Here is an 18,596-nt window from a genome sequence, read left to right as displayed (position 1 = left end):
GCCCCGCACCACGACCGTCCGGCCGTCGTCAGACGACCCGCCCGACCCGCCCGCCCCGCACTCCCATCCCGAGGTTCGCGCATGTCCAGCCCCACCCCCACCTCGCCGAGCGCGCAGGTGCGCACCGCCCGCACGGCGGTGTTCGTCGCCTTCGCCGTCAACGGCGCGGCCTTCGCGGCCTTCGCGTCACGCGTGCCCGACGTCAAGTTCCAGCTGGGTCTCTCGGCCGGCGAGCTGGGTCTCACGCTGCTGGCCGCCTCGGCCGGCTCGGTGCTCGGGCTGCCCCTCTCGGGCGGGCTCGTGCACCGCTTCGGCGCGGCCCGCACGCTTCTCGGCGCGGCCGCGGTGCAGGCCGTCGGCTTCGTCGGGCTCGGTCTCGGCGTCGACGCGCTGCACAACCGGGCCGCCGTCATGGCGGGCCTCTTCCTCGTCGGTATCGGCACCGGCATCTTCGACGTCGGCATGAACCTCGAGGGAGCGGCCGTCGAACGAGCGCTGCGGCGCGCGATCATGCCCCACTTCCACGCCGCCTTCAGCGGCGGCACCGTCGTCAGCGCCCTCATCGGCGCCGGCCTTTCCTTCCTGCACGTGCCGATCGTCGCCCACCTCGTCGGTGTCGTCGTGCTCATGGCCTGCGTCGTGCCGTGGTTCCTGCGGGCCTTCCTGCCGCGCGAGGTCGAGGTCGGCGACGACGGCGAGCAGTCGTCGGGCAAGGCCGGTCTCGGGGCGGCCTGGCGCGAGCCGCGCACCCTGCTCATCGGGGTCGTCGTGCTCGCCGCCGCCTTCACGGAGGGCACCGCGAACGACTGGGTGGCCGTCGCGCTCTCGGACGGCTACTCCCTGCCGCGCTGGGCCGGCGTGCTCGGCTTCGCTGTCTTCCTCACCGCCATGACCGCCGGTCGCCTGCTCGGCACGCGGCTGCTCGACCGCCACGGGCGGGTGCCGGTGCTGCGCATCATGTTCGTCGCCGCCGTCGCCGGCTGCCTCCTCGTCGTCTTCGGCGGGCCCTGGCTCGCCTTCGTCGGCGCGGCCGTCTGGGGTGTCGGCGCGAGCCTCGGCTTCCCCGTCGGGATGAGCGCGGCCGCCGACGACCCCCGTCGCGCGGCCGCCCGGATGAGCGTCGTGTCGACCATCGGCTACACCGCCTTCCTCGGCGGGCCGCCGCTGCTCGGCTTCCTCGGCGACCACGTCGGCGTGCTCGAGTCGCTCCTCGTCGTCGGCGCCATGGCCGTCGTCGCGCTGCTCGTGCTGCCGTCGGTGCGCGAGCCGCAGACCGCCGCGACCGACGAGGTCAGAAGTACTCGGTGAGGTGGGGCGCGCCGGCGAAGATCGCGTCGAGCGCGTCGTCGTCCGACCCACCCCCGTCGCCGCCGTCGCCGAGGCTAGCGAGCCGCAGCCGCGACACCGTCCAGCCGCACCACAGCGCCGCGAGGCCGCGGGCGCCCAGACGCAGCGGGCCGGCATCCGTCGTGTCGTCGTGACCGGCGTCGTCGGGGCCACCCACCCGTGACGCGGTGCCCTCGCCGCCGCTGACCCGCAGGTGCCACCGGCCCGAGTTGGCCGGCACCACGTCGTCGGTCACCGCGACGACGGCCTCGATCTCGAGGTGTGGGGCGAACCCGCGGGCCGCGAAGGCGCGCTCGACGTCGACGACCCGGGCCATCCACGGCACCTGGCGCACCTCGGTCGCCGGCAGCTCGTCGAGCACGAGCCCGACGGCGTCCCTCGGGTCGAGCCACGCGTGCACCGTCGGCGCCGCCGACGAGCCCGATCCGACGAGCGACCACAGCGCGCGAGCGGTGTCGGGCGCGGCGGCCACGAGGTGCTCGAACGTGACCGCGGAGCCGTCGAGCTCGTAGACGACGAAGCCGTCGTCGGCGACGTAGGCGATGGTGTCGGGGTCGGCGAGGTGGCGCGCGAACACCGCCTCGGTGGGCGGCATCGGCCCGCTGGCCCGGTCACGGGCGAGGGCGCGTCGGTGCAGGGCGGCGAGGCCGGCGGCGTCGTCGGGGCGCGCCGGCCGCACCCGCCCGGATGCCGCGGTGCCCGGTCCGCGGGCCAGCGACCTCAGCGCGTGGCCGGGCCACGTGAGCCGCTGCTGCACGCCCCCCACCTCGTAGCCCGACCGCCGGTAGAGGCCCGCGGTCGTCGGGTAGAGGCACGACACGGCATCCCCGAGCTCGGCCATGCGGGCGAGCAGGGCCCGGGTCAGGGTCGTGCCGACACCCCCGCCGCGGGCGCCGGGCTCGACGTAGACGCCGGCCACCCCACCCATCGGTTGCACGCGCCCGCCCCACGCCTGCTCGAAGGGCCGGATGCGCCCGCTCGCCACGACCGTGTCGGTGTCGTCGACCACGACGAGCATGCGACCGCCGAGGGTCTCGGCGGCGACGCGCTGCCACCACTCGTGCTCCCCGGTGCGCAGCGGGCCGAACGAGCGGTTGCGGATGGACAGGATGGCGGGCAGGTCGGCCTCCACGGCGTCGCGGGTGCGCAGGCGGGCGCGTGCAGCCAAGGGGCGAGGTTCGACGGTCATGGGGGCGAACCTAGCGACGCGCGGACGGCCCGTCAGCCGCGGTGCTCGTGGGTGAGGCGGCGCACCCGGTGCAGGCCCCACGCCACCGTGCCGTAGACGAGCCAGAAGACGGCGACGAGCAGGTTGTCGAGGTCGGACTTCTCGATGAACGCGAGCAGCGAGGCGAGCAGCAGCACGACGAGGGCCGGGGTGAGGTACCAGAACAGCAGGGCCTGCGGCTTCGACTGCACGGTCGGCGCGGCGGTGCCGCGGAAGGCGGCGAGCAGGTGGCCGCCGGCGAGCAGCGGCACGAGCGCGACGAGGCAGAGCAGCGCCGCGGGGGCGGGGGTCCGCGACAGTGCCGAGAGGGCGGTCGCCGCGGCGAGCACGAGGGTCGTCAAGGCGGCGGGCACGACGAGGTGGGCCACGGCCTCGGTGCGAGGGCCGGTGCCGATGAGCGACGGGGTGCCGACGTTGTCGGCCTGCAGCCGAAGACCCTCCGACCACGCGCCGAAGCCGAGGTAGAGCGGGACGATGCCGATGGTGACGGCGATGCCGGGCGCCGCGGGGGTGATCAGGCCCCAGACGGTCACGGCGGCACCGAGCGCGGCGAGGCCGAGCCCAGCGCCGAACGAGCTGGGCGCCCGGAGCATGCCGAGCGCGTCGCGGCGCACGAGCGTCGGGAACGGACGGCCGGGGCGCAGACGGGTGGCCCGGGCGAAGCGGACCGGGCGGGCCAGGGCGAGTCGGGCCGTGCGCAGGTTGCCGGTCATGGCCGAGCCGGAGAGCGTCGAGGTGTTGGCCGAGTGGGCGCGCAGGCTCTCCACGTGCAGCTCGCGCAGCGAGTCGGGCACCTGCCAGACGAGCCCCAGCCGCAGGTTGGGGCTGGGGTACGAGCGCACCTGGGCGTGCAGCCACAGGTGGGCGACGAGCACGCCGACGAGCAGTCCCGCGCCGGCGCCCACGGCGACGGCCACCGGGCTCGTCGCGCCCGCGAAGGCCAGCCCACCGCCCAGCACCGTCCCGGTGAGGACCCCGACGAAGACGGAGCCGGCGAGCGCGTAGCGCCACCAGCGCCGCACCGACCGGGCCCGGTCGACCGGTGCGGTGACGACGAGGTCGATCCACGGCAGCGGGGGCACGACGGGCCCGCGGAACCGTCCCACCCACAGGGCGGCCAGCAGCATCCCCGCGACGGCGGCGACCAGCACGACGAGGGCGACGGGCGAGGTGAGCTGGTCGCGCAGGGTCTGCTGGTCCGTCGTGCGGAAGACGGCCTGCACGAACGGGAAGCCGTAGAAGGCCGAGAGGAGCACGACGACGTAGGCGACGTAGAGGGCCTGGCGGCGCGCCTTCTGCGCCTCCTCACCCCCGATGACCCAGTCGGCCTCCGCGAGCAGGGCCGCGTCGTCGAGCGTGACGACCTCCGTGTCGGGCTCGTCACTCTCGTCGGCGGCGAGCCCCCCGGCGGGATCGTCGGGCTCGGATCCGGCGCGGCGGGGCCACCTGCTCATCGTGCGGGGGCGACGTCGACGACGGTGGTGGCCAGCCGCTGCGTCAGCTCGGGGTCGTGGCAGGCCATGACGACCGTGGTCCCCTCGGCGGTGCGCCGCTCGACGAGACCGGCGACGACCTGGCGCTTGACCGTGTCGAGCCGCTGCTCCGGTTCGTCGAGCAGTAGCACGCTCGAGGGTCTGGCGAAGGTCAGGGCGAGGCGGAACAGCTGCTCCTGGCCCGAGGACAGCTCGTGCGGGAAGCGGTCGTCGAGGTGGTCGATGCCAAGGGCGCCGAGCAGCTCGAGGCCGCGGTCGTCGGAGGTGTCGGGGTCGCCGCCCCACGTCGAGTCGACGAGCACGAGGTGGTCGATGAGAGTGAGGTCGCGGTAGGTCGTCGGGGCACCGAGCAGGGCCGCCACCGCCGCGCGGACCGCCCGGTCGCGCTCGTCGGCCTCGCGGCCGCCGATCGTCGCGGTGCCGACCGTCGGGGCCAGCAGCCCGCCGACGATGCGCAGCAGCGTCGTCTTGCCCGAGCCGTTGGGGCCGCGCAGGACGACGCACTCGCCGGGGTCCGCGTGGACGGTCGTGGGGACCAGCAGGGTGGTGGTGTCGACCGTGCGGCCCACGCCGTCCGCCCGCACCTCGCCGACGAGTACCGCGACCGTGCCCATCTACCTGCCTCCCGGTGGTGGCTCGTGACGACCCGTGTCGCTCCCGTGCCGATGCGTGCCGATGCGTGCCGATGGATGCCGATGCGTGCCGACCGGCGTCGACCCGTGCGACGCCTGTCGCGCCCACCGTAGGCCGTGCGGCTGCGAGGGGACCGGGCCACCCGGCATCCGGCCCGGTCGCGCGGTCGCGCGACCGCTCGGACGGCCGAGCGTGTGACGGAGGGTCTGACTCAGCCCTGGGAGCCGACGGGTGGGCCGACGAGGAGGGCGACCGCGGTGAGGGCGACCACGGCGACGACGAGGACGCTTGCGGCGACGGCCGGTCGGGCGGTGAGCGCGGCGACGACGCGCTCGGCGGGGTTGCGGGGGGTGTCACCGCCGGGGGCGAGGCGCCACCCGCCCTCGAGGAGGCCGCGGCGCTCCAGCCGGTGCTCCCACCAGACGGTGAGCAGGGGCGGCACCGCGCTGAGCAGGCCCAGGATGCCGGTGCGCAGCGACCACCGCTGGTTGACCCAGAGCACGACCGTCACGAGGCAGAAGGCGATGAAGACGACGCCGTGGGCGAGCCCGAAGACGCTGACGGCGACGTCGGTCGTCTTCGTGACGTACTTGAGGACCATGCCGATCAACAGCAGCGACCACGTCACCACCTCGGCGAGGGCGATGCGGCGGTAGAGCGTGCGAGGGGTCATGCCGGGCGTCTCCTACGGTGCGTCGTACTGGCGGCACCAGTGTCGCAGAGACGGCCCGGCCGGCTGAACCGGTGCTCAGCCCTCCCGCCGGGCGAGGGTGAGGGCGAAGTCGCCGTCGGGGTCGGTGAAGACGCGGTTGACGGCGAACCCGGCCGGCGGCCAGCTCGGCCCGCAGGCGCAGGTCCATGCGCTGCTCGTGCGGGTCCCAGAACGGCACGTACGAGAAGGCGTCGACGTCGAAGTCGGCCCCCAGCTCGCGGTTGACGACGTGCAGCACGTTGGTGACGAAGGCGGCGGTCACCCCGCGGCTGTGGTCGTAGGCGGAGATGAGCCGGTCGGCGCTCTTGACGAGGTCGGTGCCGAGCAGGAACCAGTCGCCGGCCTCGAGGCTGTCGTGCAGCGCGCCGAGGAAGGCGGCGCGCTCCTCGACGTAGACGTTGCCGATGGTGCCGCCGAAGAAGGCGACGAGCCTGCGGCCGCCCCGGGGCAGGCGCCCGAGGTGGAGGGTGAAGTCGCCGACGAGGGCCTCGACCGCGAGGCCGGGTAGCGCCGCGACAGCATGGCGGCGTCGCGCAGCGTCTGCTCGGAGACGTCGACGGGCACGAACCGCTCGGGCCGGCCGTGCTCGGCGAAGGCGTCGAGCAGCGTGCGCGCCTTGTCGCTCGTGCCGCTGCCCGGCTCGACGACGGTCGTCGCGTCACAGGCGGCGACGATGTCGTCGGCGTGCGCCTGCAGGATGCTGCGCTCGCTCTCGTTCGGGTAGTACTCCGGCGGGGCCAGGGGCAGCGGCGGGGTAGGGGCGGGGGCGGGGTAGGGGCGGGGGCGGTGCTGGTCACGGGCATCGGGCCTCCTCGGCCTGGCGGTCGCAGGCGGGTGCCGCATCGAGCGTCTCTCGACTCTGGGCAGCCCCGGTGACAGTCGCCCGTCGAGCGCACCTGCGGCGGGTGAGACGTCACCCACCCGTCACCGACGGGTCGTGCACAGGGCACCACGACGGCATCCGCCGCGGTCGGTGGGGGCCGTTAGGGTTCGGGAATGGCCACCGCCCTCTACCGCCGCTACCGGCCCGAGAGCTTCGCCGACGTCATCGGCCAGGAGCACGTCACCGAGCCGCTCATGCAGGCGCTGCGCACGGGGCGGGTCAACCACGCGTACCTCTTCAGCGGGCCACGCGGCTGTGGCAAGACGACGAGCGCGCGCATCCTCGCGCGCTGCCTCAACTGCGAGCAGGGCCCGACCCCCGAGCCGTGCGGTGTCTGCGACTCGTGCGTGGCCCTCGCCCGCGGGGGCGCCGGCTCGGTCGACGTCATCGAGATCGACGCCGCCAGCCACGGTGGTGTCGACGACGCCCGCGACCTGCGTGAACGGGCCAGCTACGGCCCGGCGCAGAGCCGCTTCAAGATCTACATCATCGACGAGGCGCACATGGTGACGCCGCAGGGCTTCAACGCGCTGCTCAAGATCGTCGAGGAGCCGCCCGAGCACGTGAAGTTCATCTTCGCGACGACCGAGCCCGAGAAGGTCATCGGCACGATCCGCTCGCGCACCCACCACTACCCCTTCCGGCTCGTGCCGCCGGCCAAGCTCACGGCGTACATGGAGCGGCTGCTCGAGCACGAGCACGTCGCGGTGCAGCCGGGCGTGCTCAGCTTCGTCACGCGCGCGGGCGGCGGCTCGGTGCGCGACTCGCTGTCGGTGCTCGACCAGCTCATCGCGGGTTCCGGCGAGCAGGGCCTGACGTACGACGGGGCGGTCTCGCTGCTCGGCTTCACCGACGGCGAGCTGCTCGACGCCACGGTCGACGCCCTCGCGGCGGGTGACGGCGCCGCCACCTTCCGCCAGCTCGACCGGGTCATCGAGAGCGGCCACGACCCGCGCCGCTTCGTCGAGGACCTCCTCGAGCGCCTCCGTGACCTCATCGTCGTGGCCGCCGTGCCCGACGGCGCCGGCCAGGTGCTGCGTGGGGTGCCCGACGACCAGCTCGAGCGCATGCGTGTGCAGCAGGCGGCCTTCGGCCAGGGCGCGCTGTCGCGGGCCGCCGACATCGTCAACGCCGGCCTCACCGAGATGACCGGCGCCAGCTCGCCGCGCCTCCAGCTCGAGCTCATCTGCGCGCGCATCCTGCTGCCTGCGTCGTCGGGCGAGCAGGGCTACGCCGCCCGGCTCGACCGCCTCGAGCGTCGCCTCGACGTCGGCGGGGTGCCGTCGCCCGCTGCCGGGCAGGGCCATCCCACCTCACCGCCGCGGATGCCGGTCAGCCCCGCGCCGCACGGTGGTGCCCCGGGCTCCCCGTCCGGCGGTCAGCCCGGCGGTGCGGGGGCGCCCGGTCAGGATGCCGGTGAGCGCGGCGGGCACGACGGCGCGGTCACCGCCCCGCGCCGCACGACGACCGACTTCACGCCCCCGCACGCCGCCGTCACGGCCGGCGCGCTCAGCCCCGAGGCGACGCGTCGGGAGGCCACCCGTGACGGGGCCGGGACGGGCGAGCCCACGGGCGACCGCCGGCCGGGTGCCGGCTGGAGCGCCCCCAGCGGCCCGGGTGGTCCGGGCTCCCACCGCGGCGACGGCGGTGAACAGCCGCCGGTGTCGCCGGAGCAGGCCGCCGACATCGCCGCGGCGCGGGCCGAGGTGGGGGCGCCACCGGTGGCGGCGCCGACCGAGTCCGTCGGCGGGCCCTCGTTGACCGACGACGACGCGGCCCTGCACCAGGCCGGTGCGACGGCGCCGTCCGGTGGGGGAGCGGCCGCGGCCTCCGGGGGCATGGACACCGACGCGATCCGCCGGGCCTGGCCCGATGTGCTCGGCCGCATCTTCGGCATGCGCCGGGCGACGTGGACCTTCGTCTCCCAGCACGCCCAGGTTCTCGGCTACGACGGCTCTGTCCTCACGCTCGGCATCGGAACCGTCGGGCTGACCAACACGTTCCGTTCGGGCAACCACGCCGAGCTCGTGCGCCAGGCCCTCATCGACGAGCTCGGGGTCGACGCCCGGGTCGACGGGGTGCCCCTGCCCGACGCCGGGTCGGGCGACCCCGACCTCGGCCCCGGCAGTCCCTCCGGCGACTTCGGTGACCGCAGCGGCTCCAGCGGCTTCGGCATCCTCGTCGGCTCGTCGGCCCCGACCGACGGCGGCGGCGGCCACGCCGGCACCGGTCGTGGCGCCGACGCACCGGGGGCGGGCCCGTCGACGTGGTCCGCGCCCGACGCGGCCCAGAACCCGGGCATGACCGCGCCCCGCGCTGGTGCCGCGCCCACGCGAGACCAGGGCGCGCCGTCCAACGGTGGAGGCAACGTCTCGGGCGGCGGCAGCCGCGCCGAGCAGCCGACGCGCTCCCTGCAGACCAACGCCGGTTGGGGCAGCACCTCCGGCCCGGCGCCCGACTGGGCGACGGCGCCTCCGGCGGGCCCGTCGGGCCCGTCCGCCTCGCCCTCCCGGTCCGCGCCGCCGTCCGCCCCGTCCACGTCGGGCGGTGCGGCCATGAGCGCCCCGCCGGCGGCTCCCACCCGAGCCCCGGTCGGGTCCGGCGACGGGGCCGAAGACCAGCCCGCCGACGGCGCGGGCCGCCCCTCCCCGACGGTCAAGGCCGCGACGACCCGCAGCGGGGTGAGCGCGGTCCGCGAGTCGTTCGCGCAGGCCCGCAAGGCGGGCGCGGGCGCCGGGCCCAGCGCACCGGCATCCGAGGCCGCCGCCCCGCCGGAGGCGCGGGGCGACGACTCGGCCGTGAGCGACGACGACGAGGACATCGAGGTGTCGGGCGACGTCGGGCGCAGCGTCGTCGAGAGGGTGTTCGGCGGGCGCGTGCTGTCCGACTCGGCCGAGTAGGCCCGCCCGAGCTGGGCCCGGTCGTCGCCGCGGACGGCCGAGTTGCCGTCCGAAGCGGCCTCGCGAAGGGCTGGCCGTCACCGGACCGCGGGAGTAGTTTCGGGCGATGGCCTTCGAGGTCGCCGACGCCTACGACCGCTTCATGGGGCGCTACTCCGTGCCGCTCGCGCCCCGCTTCGCGGACTTCGCCGGCGTCGTCGCCGGCGCCCACGTCACGAAGGCCCGGTCTGCCCACGCCTCCACCGACCGCGTGCTCGACGTCGGCTGCGGGCCCGGGGCGCTGACCGCCGAGCTCGTGCACCGGGTCGGGGCGCCGCGCGTCCTGGCCGCCGACCCGTCGGCCCCCTTCGTGGCCGCCGCCCGGCAACGGTGCCCCGGCGTCGAGGTGGTGCAGGCCGGCGCCGAGTCACTGCCGTGGCCCGACGACACGGTCGAGGTGGCGCTGGCGCAGCTCGTCGTCCACTTCATGACCGACCCCGTCGGCGGCCTGCGCGAGATGGGCCGCGTCACCCGCCCGGGGGGCACCGTCGCCGCGTGCGTCTGGGACCTGGCCGGCGCCAGCGGGCCGCTCAGCCCGTTCTGGGCGGCGGTGCACGACGTGGCGCCGGACGCGCCCGACGAGTCGGTCCGCCCCGGGGCCACGGAGGGCGACCTCGGGCGGCTGTGCGTCGAGGCGGGCCTCGTCGTCGTCGACGAGGGGTCGGTCGAGGTGAGGGTCGACCACCCGTCCTTCGCGCAGTGGTGGGAGCCGTACACCCTCGGCGTCGGGCCGGCCGGCGACTTCGTGGCCGAGGCCGACGCCGCGACGGTCGAGGCCGTGCGCCGGCGCTGCCTCGACCGGCTCGGCGACCCGCCGGCGCCGGTGCGGGCGAGGGCGTGGGCGGTGCGCGCCCGGGTCCCGGGGTCGTGACGGGGTCGTGACGGGGTCGTGACGCCACCGGCCCACCGCGCGCGAACCGACCGGTGGTCGTCGCGCTCGCCCGGCTGCCGCGCGGCCTAGGGTGGGCGCATGTTCTACAGCCTGGGCCGCAACGTGCTGTATCCGTTGTCCCACGCGCTCTACCGGCCCACGATCGAGGGCAAGGAGAACATGCCGCGCACGGGCGGGGTCGTCGTCGCGAGCAACCACGTGTCGTTCATCGACAGCTTCGCGATCCCCCTGGCCAGCCCGCGGCAGGTGCGCTTCCTCGCCAAGGAGGAGTACTGGACCGGGCCCGGTGTCGGCGGCGCCCTGCGCAAGGGCTTCTTCACCGCGGTCGGCATGATCCCGGTCAACCGGCACTCGACGAGCGCCGCGCAGGAGAGCCTCGACAAGGCCCTCGAGGTGCTGCGCGCCGGTGACGCCTTCGGCATCTACCCCGAGGGCACCCGCTCGCGCGACGGACGGCTCTACCGCGGCCGCACCGGCGTCGCCTGGCTCGCCCTCACCGCCGACGTGCCGGTCGTGCCGGTCGGCCTCATCGGCACCGAGGAGATCCAGCCCGTCGGGGCCCGCTTCCCGAAGCTGGCCAAGGTCACGGTGCGCTTCGGCGAGCCCATCGGGGTCGAGCGCTACCGGGGGATGCCGGCCGGCCGGGCCCGCAGGGAGCTGACCGACGAGGTCATGGCCGCCATCGCCGCCCTCAGCGGGCAGCAGATGGCCGACACGTACAACGACGTCCCGGGGTCCGCGGCCTGAACGAGCCACCCGCGGACGTCTTTGCCACCGTCCTAGGGCGCGTCTAGCGTGTCGCCGTGCCCTCCACCCCCACGCCCGCCGTACCCGCGCCCCGAGACCGTGACGGCGCTGCCCGCGCCGGCCGGGTCGGGCCCGTGGGCGCGTGGCGGACGCGGCTGAGCGGGGCCGAGCGACGCAGCATCCTCGGGATGTCGCTCTTCGTCCTGCTGCTGCACGTCGTCGGGTGGGGCCTGCTCGTCTGGGTCGTCGCGCCGCAGCAGTACCAGGTCGCCGGGCAGCTCTTCGGCGTCGGGCTCGGGGTCACCGCCTACACCCTCGGCATGCGCCACGCCTTCGACGCCGACCACATCGCGGCGATCGACAACACGACCCGCAAGCTCATGACCGAGGGTCAGCGGCCGATGAGCGTCGGCTTCTGGTTCAGCCTCGGCCACAGCTCGGTCGTCTTCATCATGGTCATGCTGCTCGCCCTCGGCATCCGGGCGCTCGCCGGCGCCATCGAGGACGACCAGTCGACGCTGCAGCAGGCCACCGGCCTCTGGGGCACGTCGGTCTCGGGCGTGTTCCTGCTGCTCATCGGCGTCATCAACCTCGTCGCCCTCGTCGGCATCGTGCGGGTCTTCCGGCGGATGCGCTCGGGCGAGGCGACCGAGGCCGACCTCGAGCGCGAGCTCGACAACCGGGGGCTGCTCAACCGGGTGCTCGGCCGGGTGACCCGCGCCGTGACGAAGCCGTGGCACATGTACCCCGTCGGGCTGCTCTTCGGCCTGGGCTTCGACACCGTCACCGAGGTCGGGCTGCTCGTCATCGCCGGCGGCGCCGCCGCGGCGAACCTGCCCTGGTACGCCGTGCTCACCCTGCCGGTGCTCTTCGCCGCCGGCATGTCGCTGCTCGACTCGATCGACGGCTCGTTCATGAACTTCGCCTACGGGTGGGCGTTCAGCAAGCCCGTGCGCAAGATCTACTACAACCTCACCGTCACGGCGCTGTCCGTGGCCGTCGCCCTCGTCATCGGCGGCATCGAGATCGTCTCCATCCTCACCGAGCGCCTCGACATCACGACCGGGCCGGTGGCGTGGGTGGGCGGCATCGACCTCGGCGACGTCGGCTTCTGGATCGTCGGGCTCTTCGTCGTCACGTGGCTGCTCGCCCTCGCGGTGTGGCGCCTCGGCCGGATCGAGGAGCGGTGGGCCCTGCCGGGCGACGTGCACGGCAGCGGGCCGCGCGGGGCTTAGGCTCAGGGGGTGTACGAAGGCGCGGTCCAGGACCTGATCGACGAGCTCGGCCGCCTACCCGGCGTCGGGCCCAAGAGCGCCCAGCGCATCGCCTTCCACCTGCTGCAGCAGGACTCCGAGGACGTCGCCCGGCTCGTCTCCGCCCTGACCGAGGTCAAGGCCCGAGTGCGCTTCTGCGAGGTCTGCGGCAACGTCGCCGAGGCCGAGCGCTGCCGCATCTGCGCCGACCCCCGCCGCGACCAGACGGCGATCTGCGTCGTCGAGGAGCCGAAGGACGTCGTCGCCATCGAGCGCACCCGCGAGTTCCGCGGCACCTACCACGTGCTCGGCGGGGCGATCAGCCCCATCGACGGCGTCGGCCCCGACGACCTGCGCGTCCGCGAGCTCGTCACCCGCCTCGCCTCGAACGAGGTGCAGGAGGTCATCATCGCGACCGACCCCAACCTCGAGGGCGAGGCGACCGCCACCTACCTCTCGCGGCTGCTGCGTGACCTCGGGGTCACCGTCACCCGCCTCGCCTCCGGGCTGCCCGTGGGCGGCGACCTCGAGTACGCCGACGAGGTCACCCTCGGGCGGGCCTTCGAGGGCCGGCGCCGCGTCGACGCCTGACGGCGGCTGGGGCAGACTGGCACCCACCGCGCGCATGCAGCTGGAGACCACCGGCCGGCATCCCGCACCGCACCCCAGGGGACCCGCATGACCCATGACATCGACGAGCTCACCGGACTGGCCGACCTCACGGCGCAGGAGGCGAGCATCTTCCTCACCTCCGTGACGGAGGTGGCCTCGGGCACCTCGCCCGCCACCGCGCTGCCCGTGCTCTCGCTCGCGCTCTCGCAGGTCATCGCGGCCGGTGTGCGCCTCGGTGCCATCCAGGACGTCGTGCCCGACGAGCGCTTCGAGGCCGACCCGGGCTACGACGACGACGTCGACCCGCTGCGCGACGGCCTCGCCAACGTGTTGGCCGGCGTCGACGAGTACGTCTACGTGCTCGACCCGCTCACCTCGACGGAGCGCGCGGCAGCCACCATCTCCGGCGACGTGGCCGACGTCGCGCTCGCGCTGACCCATGGGCTCAAGCACTACGCGGCGGGTCGTACCAACGAGGCCCTGTGGTGGTGGCAGTACAGCTACCTCTCCGCGTGGGGCGACCGCGCGATCTGCGCGCTGCGGGTGCTGCACAGCATCCTCGGGCACCTGCGCCTCGACGCCGACGAGGAAATCGTCGGCGAGGCGGAGTTCGACGCGCTGCACCCCTGATGGGGCGCAAGTCCTGCGGCGCGGTGGCCTCGCAGGTGCAGTTCTCACCATCGTGACCGGATGTCGGTCGCCCTGCCCGCGTGCCTAGAATCGGCTCGCCCGGCCCCGGCCGGCGCCTCGAGAGACACCGCAGACCGAGCAGACCGACCAGACCGGAGCCAGAGTGAGCATCGTCGTCCAGAAGTACGGCGGTTCGTCCGTGGCCGACGCCGAGGCCATCAAGCGCGTCGCCCGCCGCATCGTCGAGACCCAGAAGGCCGGCCACCGTGTCTGCGTCGTCGTCTCGGCCATGGGTGACACGACCGACGAGCTGCTCGACCTCGCGGAGCAGGTCACGCCCACCCCGCCGGCGCGCGAGCTCGACATGCTGCTCACCTCGGGCGAGCGCATCTCGATGGCGCTCGTGGCCATGGCGATCGCGCAGCTCGGCTCGGAGGCGCGCTCGTTCACCGGCAGCCAGGCCGGCGTCATCACCGACGACGCCCACGGCGCCGCCCGCATCATCGACGTGACCCCCGGGCGCATCAAGACCGCACTGGATGCCGGTCACATCGCGATCGTCGCCGGCTTCCAGGGCGTGAGCCAGACGACGAAGGACATCACGACGCTCGGTCGCGGTGGGTCGGACACGACGGCCGTCGCCCTCGCCGCCGCGCTCGAGGCGGACGTCTGCGAGATCTACACCGACGTCGACGGCGTCTTCACCGCCGACCCGCGGGTGCTGCCGAGCGCCCGCAAGCTCGACGTGCTGTCGATGGAGGAGATGCTCGACCTCGCCGCCAACGGCAGCAAGATCCTGCACCTGCGCTGCGTCGAGTACGCCCGCCGCTACGGCATCCCCATCCACGTGCGCTCGTCGTGGTCGCAGCGGCCCGGCACGTGGATCAAGGACAACCCCTACGAAGGAGAAGGCGCTGTGGAAGCACCGATCATCGCCGGCATCGCCCACGACCGCAGCGAGGCCAAGATCACCATCGTCGGGGTGCCCGACCGGGTCGGGGTGGCGGCGAAGATCTTCGGCGCCATCGCCGAGTCGGGCATCAACATCGACATGATCGTGCAGAACGTGTCGGCGGCGGCCACGGCCAAGACGGACATCTCGTTCACGCTGCCGCAGGCCGACGGGGCCCGGGGCATGCAGGTGCTGCAGGCCATCCGCGACGAGGTCGGCTACGAGGACCTCCGGCTCGACGACAAGATCGGCAAGATCGCTCTCGTCGGTGCCGGCATGAAGAGCCACCCCGGCGTCTCTGCGAAGTTCTTCGGCGCCCTCGCCGAGGCCGGCATCAACATCGAGATGATCTCGACCAGCGAGATCCGCGTCTCGGCGGTGACGCGGGCCGAGCAGCTCGACGACGCCGTGCGGGCCGTGCACACGGCCTTCGGCCTCGACTCGACCGAGGACGCCATCGTCTACGGCGGCACCGGCCGCTGACCCGACGCCAGGGGCCGGGGGCACTGACCTCTCGACGACCCCTATTTGGCCTCTCGACGGTAAGCGCTTTCCGTCGAAAGGCCATTTGAACCCCGTCGAGAGGTCAATGCCGGATGCCGGGACGCCCGCGGGCGGCCTTGCGGCACTAGGTTGCTCTGACATGACGACCCTCTCGCGCACCCTGTCCGTCACCGCCGCCACCGCCGCGCTCGTCGCCGGCGCCGCGGCGGCCTCCACCGCCTCGCCGGCAGCATCACCCACGGCCCGCCCGGCCGTCGCGTCCGCCCCGTCCGCCCCGTCCGCCCCGTCCATGGCGGCGGACGACTACTCGTGGTCGCTCTCGGCCACCGGCTCGGAGGCCCGCTTCCGCGGCCTGGCCCCCGTCTCGAAGGACGTCGCCTGGGTCAGCGGCACCGAGGGCACCGTCCTGCGCACCACCGACGGCGGCTCGACGTGGACCGACGTGAGCCCGGTCGGTCTGGGCACCGACGAGCTGCAGTTCCGCGATATCGAGGCCTTCGACGCCCGCCGTGCCGTCATCCTGTCGATCGGGGAGGGCACCGACTCGCGCATCCTCGTCACCGACGACGGCGGCGCCACGTGGACCGAGACCTTCCGCAACCGCACGCCGTCCGCCTTCTACGACTGCATGGCCTTCACCTCGCCGCGCGACGGCGTGGCCATGAGCGACCCGGTCGACGGCAAGTTCCGCCTCGTCAAGACCACCGACGGCGGGCGCACGTGGAGCCAGGTCAGCCGCGCCGGCATGCCCGACGCCAAGCCCGGCGAGTTCGCCTTCGCAGCCAGCGGCACGTGCCTGCAGGAGGGTGCCGGTCAGCGCATGTACCTCGTCAGCGGCGGCGCCGACCCGGGTCGGGTGTTCAGCTCGAAGGATGCCGGTCGCACCTGGACCGTCGCCGACAGCCCCATCCCCGGTGGCGCCGCCGCCGGCATCTTCTCGATCGCCTACCGCGGCCCGCGGCTCGGGATCATCGTCGGCGGCGACTACCTCAAGCCGGACGAGGCCGCCGACAACGCCGCCTTCACGCGTGACGGGGGCAAGACGTGGCAGAAGTCGCGCAGCAACCCGAGCGGCTACCGCTCCGGCTCCGACTGGGTGCCCGGCGCCTACGGCACGGCCCTCGCGGTCGGGCCGTCGGGCTCCGACGTCACCACCGACGGTGGCCGCACGTGGGCCCCGTTCGACGCCGGCAGCTTCGACTCCGTCGAGTGCACCAATGACGGGGCGTGCTGGGCCAGTGGCGAGCTCGGCCGGGTCGGCATCCTGCAGCACTGAGCGGCACCACGTGACGACGAACGGGTGTCTCGGCGACGAGACACCCGTTCGTCGTCCGGGAGGCAGGGGTACGCTCCCGGCACCACATCGACCGCAACGCTCGGGGCGAAGAGGCACGACACGTGGACATCTACCAGTCGAAGCTGCAGGACGACGGAACCGTCTTCCCTCCCGTCACCCCCGACCCGCCGCCACCGCCCGGTGCGCCGGAGATCGTCGTGCCCGAGATCCGGGTGTCGTCGACCGCCCCCGAGCCGGCGGCCGCACCGACCGAGACCTGACCCCGCCCCTCACGGGCGCCCGGTGCGTCGGGACGTGGCCTCTCGACGGTTGGGTCGAGGGCGTCGTCGGGGTATCTGACCGGCGTGAGACTGCGACGGAGCACGATCGACGGACCCGGCATCCATCGTGTGCGCCGCGGCAAGGGGTGGTCGTACGTCGGCGACGACGGCACGCCCGTCGACGCGGGCAGCCGTGAGCGGGCCAAGGCGCTCGTCGTCCCGCCGGCGTGGAAGGGCGTGTGGATCGCGCCCCACCCCAACGGCCACATCCAGGCCGTCGGCACCGACGACGCCGGGCGGCGGCAGTACATCTACCACGACGCCTGGCACGAGGTCCGCGGCCGCGAGAAGCACGACCGGGTGCTCGCCCTCGCCAAGAAGCTGCCGCAGGCCCGCAAGCAGGTGGCGGCCGAGCTGCGCACCGACGGGCTGACCCGCACGCGGGTGACCGCCGCCGCCCTGCGGATGCTCGACGCCGGTCTCTTCCGTTCCGGCGGCGACGAGTACGAGGTCGAGCACGGCTCCCACGGCGTCGCCACCCTGCTGCGCACCCACGTCACCGTCAGCGGCGACGACATCACCTTCGAGTTCCCCGCCAAGTCGGGGGTGACGCGCGAGGCGGTGATGACCGATCCGCTGCTCGCGAGCGTCGTCCGCTCCCTCAAGCGCTGCGGCTACCCCGGTGAGCGTCTGCTCGTCTACCGCGACGAGCAGCGGCAGTGGCGGGAGGTGCACTCCACCGACCTCAACGTCGCCTTCAAGGAGCTCGTCGGCCCCGAGTACACCGTCAAGGACCTCCGCACGTGGGCGGCCACGGTGACCGCCGCGGTCACGCTCGCGCAGTCGGGCGTCGTGACCACCGAGCGTGAGCTGAAGCGCGCCGAGAAGGACGCCATGAAAGTCGTCAGCGAGCACCTGGGCAACACGCCGGCGGTCGCACGCCGCTCGTACGTCGACACCCGGGTGCTCGACGAGTTCGCGGTCGGCCGCACCATCGAGCGCAGCCTCTCGCGGCTGACGAAGGCCGACCGGCAGCGCCTCGTCGCGGGTGACCTCGTCCGGGTCCGCGACCGCGACGCGCTCGAGCGCGCGGTCATGCGCCTGCTCGCGCGCGCCGAGTGACGGGAGCCGGCGCCACGGTGCGCGCTCCCTCGTCACGCAGCACGACGGCATCCGATCGTCTCGGATGCCGTCGTGGTGCGACCGCGGGGAACGCCCGCCGGGTGCGGGTCAGCTCAGAGGTCGACGACCTCGTTGTCGCCCTCGACGCGCTTGCCGGTGATCTTGGCCTTGACGAAGTTGGCCAGCTGGACGACCTTGGCGCCGGGGGAGTCCCAGTACTCGGCCGACTCGGCGTTGACGCGGATGAGGACGTTGTTCGGGTTCTCGGGGCCACCCTCGAGCCAGGCGCCGGTGAAGCCGTCCCACAGCTCGCGCAGCTTCGCGTTGTCGTCGACGATCTCGGCCGTGCCCGACACCGAGACCCACGTGCTGCTCGAGCTGTAGGCGACGTTGACCTTGGCGGGGTGCTGCGCCTCGATGTCGCGGCACTTGTTGCTGCTGCGCTCGGCGATGAAGAGGATGTCGCCGTCGAACTCGACGTCCTGGGTCGCCATCGGGTGGCTCACGAGCCGGCCCTCGTGGTCGGTGTGCGTGAGCATCGCGATGCGCACGTCCTTGATGAGCTCGGCGACCTTCTGGGTGGGGTTCTCGTCGCTCACGGCGACCTCCTGCGGTTGATCGTGCCTCGGATGCTGGTCGACGGGTTCGTACCCGGTGCGCGACGGTGGTCCGCGCCGTCTCGGTCGTCGGCTGGTCGGTGACACCCGGGGCGCGTCGCGGGGTAGGCCCATGGGCACCAGCGTCACCCCGAGGAGGAGCCATGGCAGAGAAGAAGTCGGACGGGCCCGGCCCGTCGGTCAAGGACCCGGAGCTGTACGAGGCCCTGCGCGACGACGGCGCGAGCAAGGAGAAGGCGGCCCGCATCGCCAACGCGGCGGCCAAGTCCTCGCGGTCGGAGGTCGGGCGCAAGGGCGGCGAGTCCGGCGACTACGAGGACATGACCAAGGACGAGCTTATGGACCGCGCCCGTACCGTCGGCATCGACGGCCGGTCGACGATGACGAAGGACGAGCTCATCCACGCCCTCCGGGAGCACTGAGCCCCCAGGCGACGGTCAGGCGACGGTCAGGCGACGGTCAGGCGACGGTCAGG

Annotated in this window: 17 protein-coding genes and 1 pseudogene; 12 read left to right on the top strand and 6 right to left on the bottom strand. The window is 74.0% G+C overall.

Annotated elements, in window-relative coordinates:
• Positions 1 to 81: 81 nt before the first annotated feature.
• Complete coding sequence (locus tag DFJ68_RS13030; protein WP_121033841.1) at positions 82 to 1,308, top strand: MFS transporter; 1,227 nt, start codon at positions 82 to 84, stop codon at positions 1,306 to 1,308.
• On the opposite strand, the gene DFJ68_RS13025 is transcribed toward DFJ68_RS13030, so the two are convergent.
• From DFJ68_RS13025 to DFJ68_RS19105, 5 genes and pseudogenes are all read right to left on the bottom strand, one after another.
• Positions 1,292 to 2,536, bottom strand: a complete 1,245-nt coding sequence (locus DFJ68_RS13025) for a GNAT family N-acetyltransferase (RefSeq protein ID WP_121033839.1) — start codon at positions 2,534 to 2,536, stop codon at positions 1,292 to 1,294. The genes DFJ68_RS13030 and DFJ68_RS13025 overlap by 17 nt on opposite strands.
• Before the next feature lie 32 nt (positions 2,537 to 2,568).
• Positions 2,569 to 4,029 (bottom strand): hypothetical protein, encoded by a 1,461-nt coding sequence (locus DFJ68_RS13020; protein ID WP_121033837.1) that lies wholly within the window; start codon positions 4,027 to 4,029, stop codon positions 2,569 to 2,571.
• Complete coding sequence (locus DFJ68_RS13015) at positions 4,026 to 4,682, bottom strand: ABC transporter ATP-binding protein (RefSeq protein WP_121033835.1); 657 nt, start codon at positions 4,680 to 4,682, stop codon at positions 4,026 to 4,028. Before DFJ68_RS13015 ends, DFJ68_RS13020 begins: the two co-directional genes overlap by 4 nt.
• A 230-nt stretch (positions 4,683 to 4,912) precedes the next feature.
• Complete coding sequence (locus DFJ68_RS13010; RefSeq protein ID WP_121033833.1) at positions 4,913 to 5,374, bottom strand: DUF3817 domain-containing protein; 462 nt, start codon at positions 5,372 to 5,374, stop codon at positions 4,913 to 4,915.
• A 223-nt stretch (positions 5,375 to 5,597) separates the two neighbouring features.
• A pseudogene (locus tag DFJ68_RS19105) lies at positions 5,598 to 6,256 on the bottom strand (L-histidine N(alpha)-methyltransferase); the annotation flags it as partial.
• 153 nt (positions 6,257 to 6,409) lie between these two features.
• Between DFJ68_RS19105 and DFJ68_RS13000 the strand changes: the two are divergent.
• The 10 genes from DFJ68_RS13000 to DFJ68_RS12960 all read left to right on the top strand — a co-directional run bounded on the left by DFJ68_RS13000 (position 6,410) and on the right by DFJ68_RS12960 (position 17,504).
• Complete coding sequence (locus DFJ68_RS13000; protein ID WP_121033831.1) at positions 6,410 to 9,196, top strand: DNA polymerase III subunit gamma and tau; 2,787 nt, start codon at positions 6,410 to 6,412, stop codon at positions 9,194 to 9,196.
• Positions 9,197 to 9,302: 106 nt separating this feature from the next.
• Positions 9,303 to 10,106, top strand: a complete 804-nt coding sequence (locus DFJ68_RS12995) for a class I SAM-dependent methyltransferase (RefSeq protein WP_121033829.1) — start codon at positions 9,303 to 9,305, stop codon at positions 10,104 to 10,106.
• A 99-nt stretch (positions 10,107 to 10,205) separates the two neighbouring features.
• Positions 10,206 to 10,874: a lysophospholipid acyltransferase family protein gene (locus DFJ68_RS12990; RefSeq protein ID WP_121033826.1), complete on the top strand. Its 669-nt coding sequence runs from the start codon at positions 10,206 to 10,208 to the stop codon at positions 10,872 to 10,874.
• 56 nt (positions 10,875 to 10,930) lie between these two features.
• A complete protein-coding gene (gene nicT, locus DFJ68_RS12985) occupies positions 10,931 to 12,109 on the top strand; it encodes a Nickel transporter NicT (protein ID WP_245963638.1) in 1,179 nt (392 codons plus the stop codon).
• Positions 12,110 to 12,118: 9 nt separating this feature from the next.
• Positions 12,119 to 12,718, top strand: a complete 600-nt coding sequence (recR, locus tag DFJ68_RS12980) for a recombination mediator RecR (protein ID WP_121033824.1) — start codon at positions 12,119 to 12,121, stop codon at positions 12,716 to 12,718.
• An 87-nt stretch (positions 12,719 to 12,805) separates the two neighbouring features.
• Positions 12,806 to 13,369 (top strand): DUF5063 domain-containing protein, encoded by a 564-nt coding sequence (locus DFJ68_RS12975; protein ID WP_121033822.1) that lies wholly within the window; start codon positions 12,806 to 12,808, stop codon positions 13,367 to 13,369.
• Positions 13,370 to 13,532: 163 nt separating this feature from the next.
• Positions 13,533 to 14,804, top strand: a complete 1,272-nt coding sequence (locus tag DFJ68_RS12970) for an aspartate kinase (RefSeq protein WP_121033820.1) — start codon at positions 13,533 to 13,535, stop codon at positions 14,802 to 14,804.
• 160 nt (positions 14,805 to 14,964) lie between these two features.
• Positions 14,965 to 16,101, top strand: a complete 1,137-nt coding sequence (locus tag DFJ68_RS12965) for a WD40/YVTN/BNR-like repeat-containing protein (RefSeq protein WP_121033818.1) — start codon at positions 14,965 to 14,967, stop codon at positions 16,099 to 16,101.
• 122 nt (positions 16,102 to 16,223) lie between these two features.
• Positions 16,224 to 16,382: a hypothetical protein gene (locus DFJ68_RS18325; protein WP_170165768.1), complete on the top strand. Its 159-nt coding sequence runs from the start codon at positions 16,224 to 16,226 to the stop codon at positions 16,380 to 16,382.
• 84 nt (positions 16,383 to 16,466) lie between these two features.
• Positions 16,467 to 17,504 carry a DNA topoisomerase IB gene (locus DFJ68_RS12960; protein ID WP_170165767.1) on the top strand — a complete coding sequence of 346 codons (1,038 nt, stop codon included), beginning with the start codon at positions 16,467 to 16,469 and terminating at the stop codon, positions 17,502 to 17,504.
• 113 nt (positions 17,505 to 17,617) lie between these two features.
• Here the strand turns inward: DFJ68_RS12960 and DFJ68_RS12955 are convergent, their stop codons facing one another.
• Complete coding sequence (locus DFJ68_RS12955) at positions 17,618 to 18,103, bottom strand: pyridoxamine 5'-phosphate oxidase family protein (RefSeq protein ID WP_184509466.1); 486 nt, start codon at positions 18,101 to 18,103, stop codon at positions 17,618 to 17,620.
• Positions 18,104 to 18,264: 161 nt separating this feature from the next.
• On the opposite strand from DFJ68_RS12955, the gene DFJ68_RS12950 reads away from it, so the two are divergent.
• Complete coding sequence (locus tag DFJ68_RS12950; protein ID WP_121033814.1) at positions 18,265 to 18,543, top strand: Rho termination factor N-terminal domain-containing protein; 279 nt, start codon at positions 18,265 to 18,267, stop codon at positions 18,541 to 18,543.
• The last annotated feature ends 53 nt before the right edge of the window (positions 18,544 to 18,596 follow it).

It is taken from the genome of Terracoccus luteus, from assembly GCF_003635045.1.
In the GTDB taxonomy this organism is placed as follows: domain Bacteria; phylum Actinomycetota; class Actinomycetes; order Actinomycetales; family Dermatophilaceae; genus Terracoccus; species Terracoccus luteus.
Note: the sequence above shows the minus strand (reverse complement) of the source record. Positions and strands in the feature narration are given on the sequence as shown.

Excerpts from the sequence above, each read along its gene's own strand:
- DFJ68_RS13030 (WP_121033841.1), top strand. The coding sequence starts at position 82 with ATGTCCAGCCCCACCCCCACCTCGCCGAGCGCGCAGGTGCGCACCGCC.
- DFJ68_RS13025 (WP_121033839.1), bottom strand. The coding sequence starts at position 2,536 with ATGACCGTCGAACCTCGCCCCTTGGCTGCACGCGCCCGCCTGCGCACC.
- DFJ68_RS13020 (WP_121033837.1), bottom strand. The coding sequence starts at position 4,029 with ATGAGCAGGTGGCCCCGCCGCGCCGGATCCGAGCCCGACGATCCCGCC.
- DFJ68_RS13015 (WP_121033835.1), bottom strand. The coding sequence starts at position 4,682 with ATGGGCACGGTCGCGGTACTCGTCGGCGAGGTGCGGGCGGACGGCGTG.
- DFJ68_RS13010 (WP_121033833.1), bottom strand. The coding sequence starts at position 5,374 with ATGACCCCTCGCACGCTCTACCGCCGCATCGCCCTCGCCGAGGTGGTG.
- DFJ68_RS13000 (WP_121033831.1), top strand. The coding sequence starts at position 6,410 with ATGGCCACCGCCCTCTACCGCCGCTACCGGCCCGAGAGCTTCGCCGAC.
- DFJ68_RS12995 (WP_121033829.1), top strand. The coding sequence starts at position 9,303 with ATGGCCTTCGAGGTCGCCGACGCCTACGACCGCTTCATGGGGCGCTAC.
- DFJ68_RS12990 (WP_121033826.1), top strand. The coding sequence starts at position 10,206 with ATGTTCTACAGCCTGGGCCGCAACGTGCTGTATCCGTTGTCCCACGCG.
- DFJ68_RS12975 (WP_121033822.1), top strand. The coding sequence starts at position 12,806 with ATGACCCATGACATCGACGAGCTCACCGGACTGGCCGACCTCACGGCG.
- DFJ68_RS12965 (WP_121033818.1), top strand. The coding sequence starts at position 14,965 with ATGACGACCCTCTCGCGCACCCTGTCCGTCACCGCCGCCACCGCCGCG.
- DFJ68_RS12950 (WP_121033814.1), top strand. The coding sequence starts at position 18,265 with ATGGCAGAGAAGAAGTCGGACGGGCCCGGCCCGTCGGTCAAGGACCCG.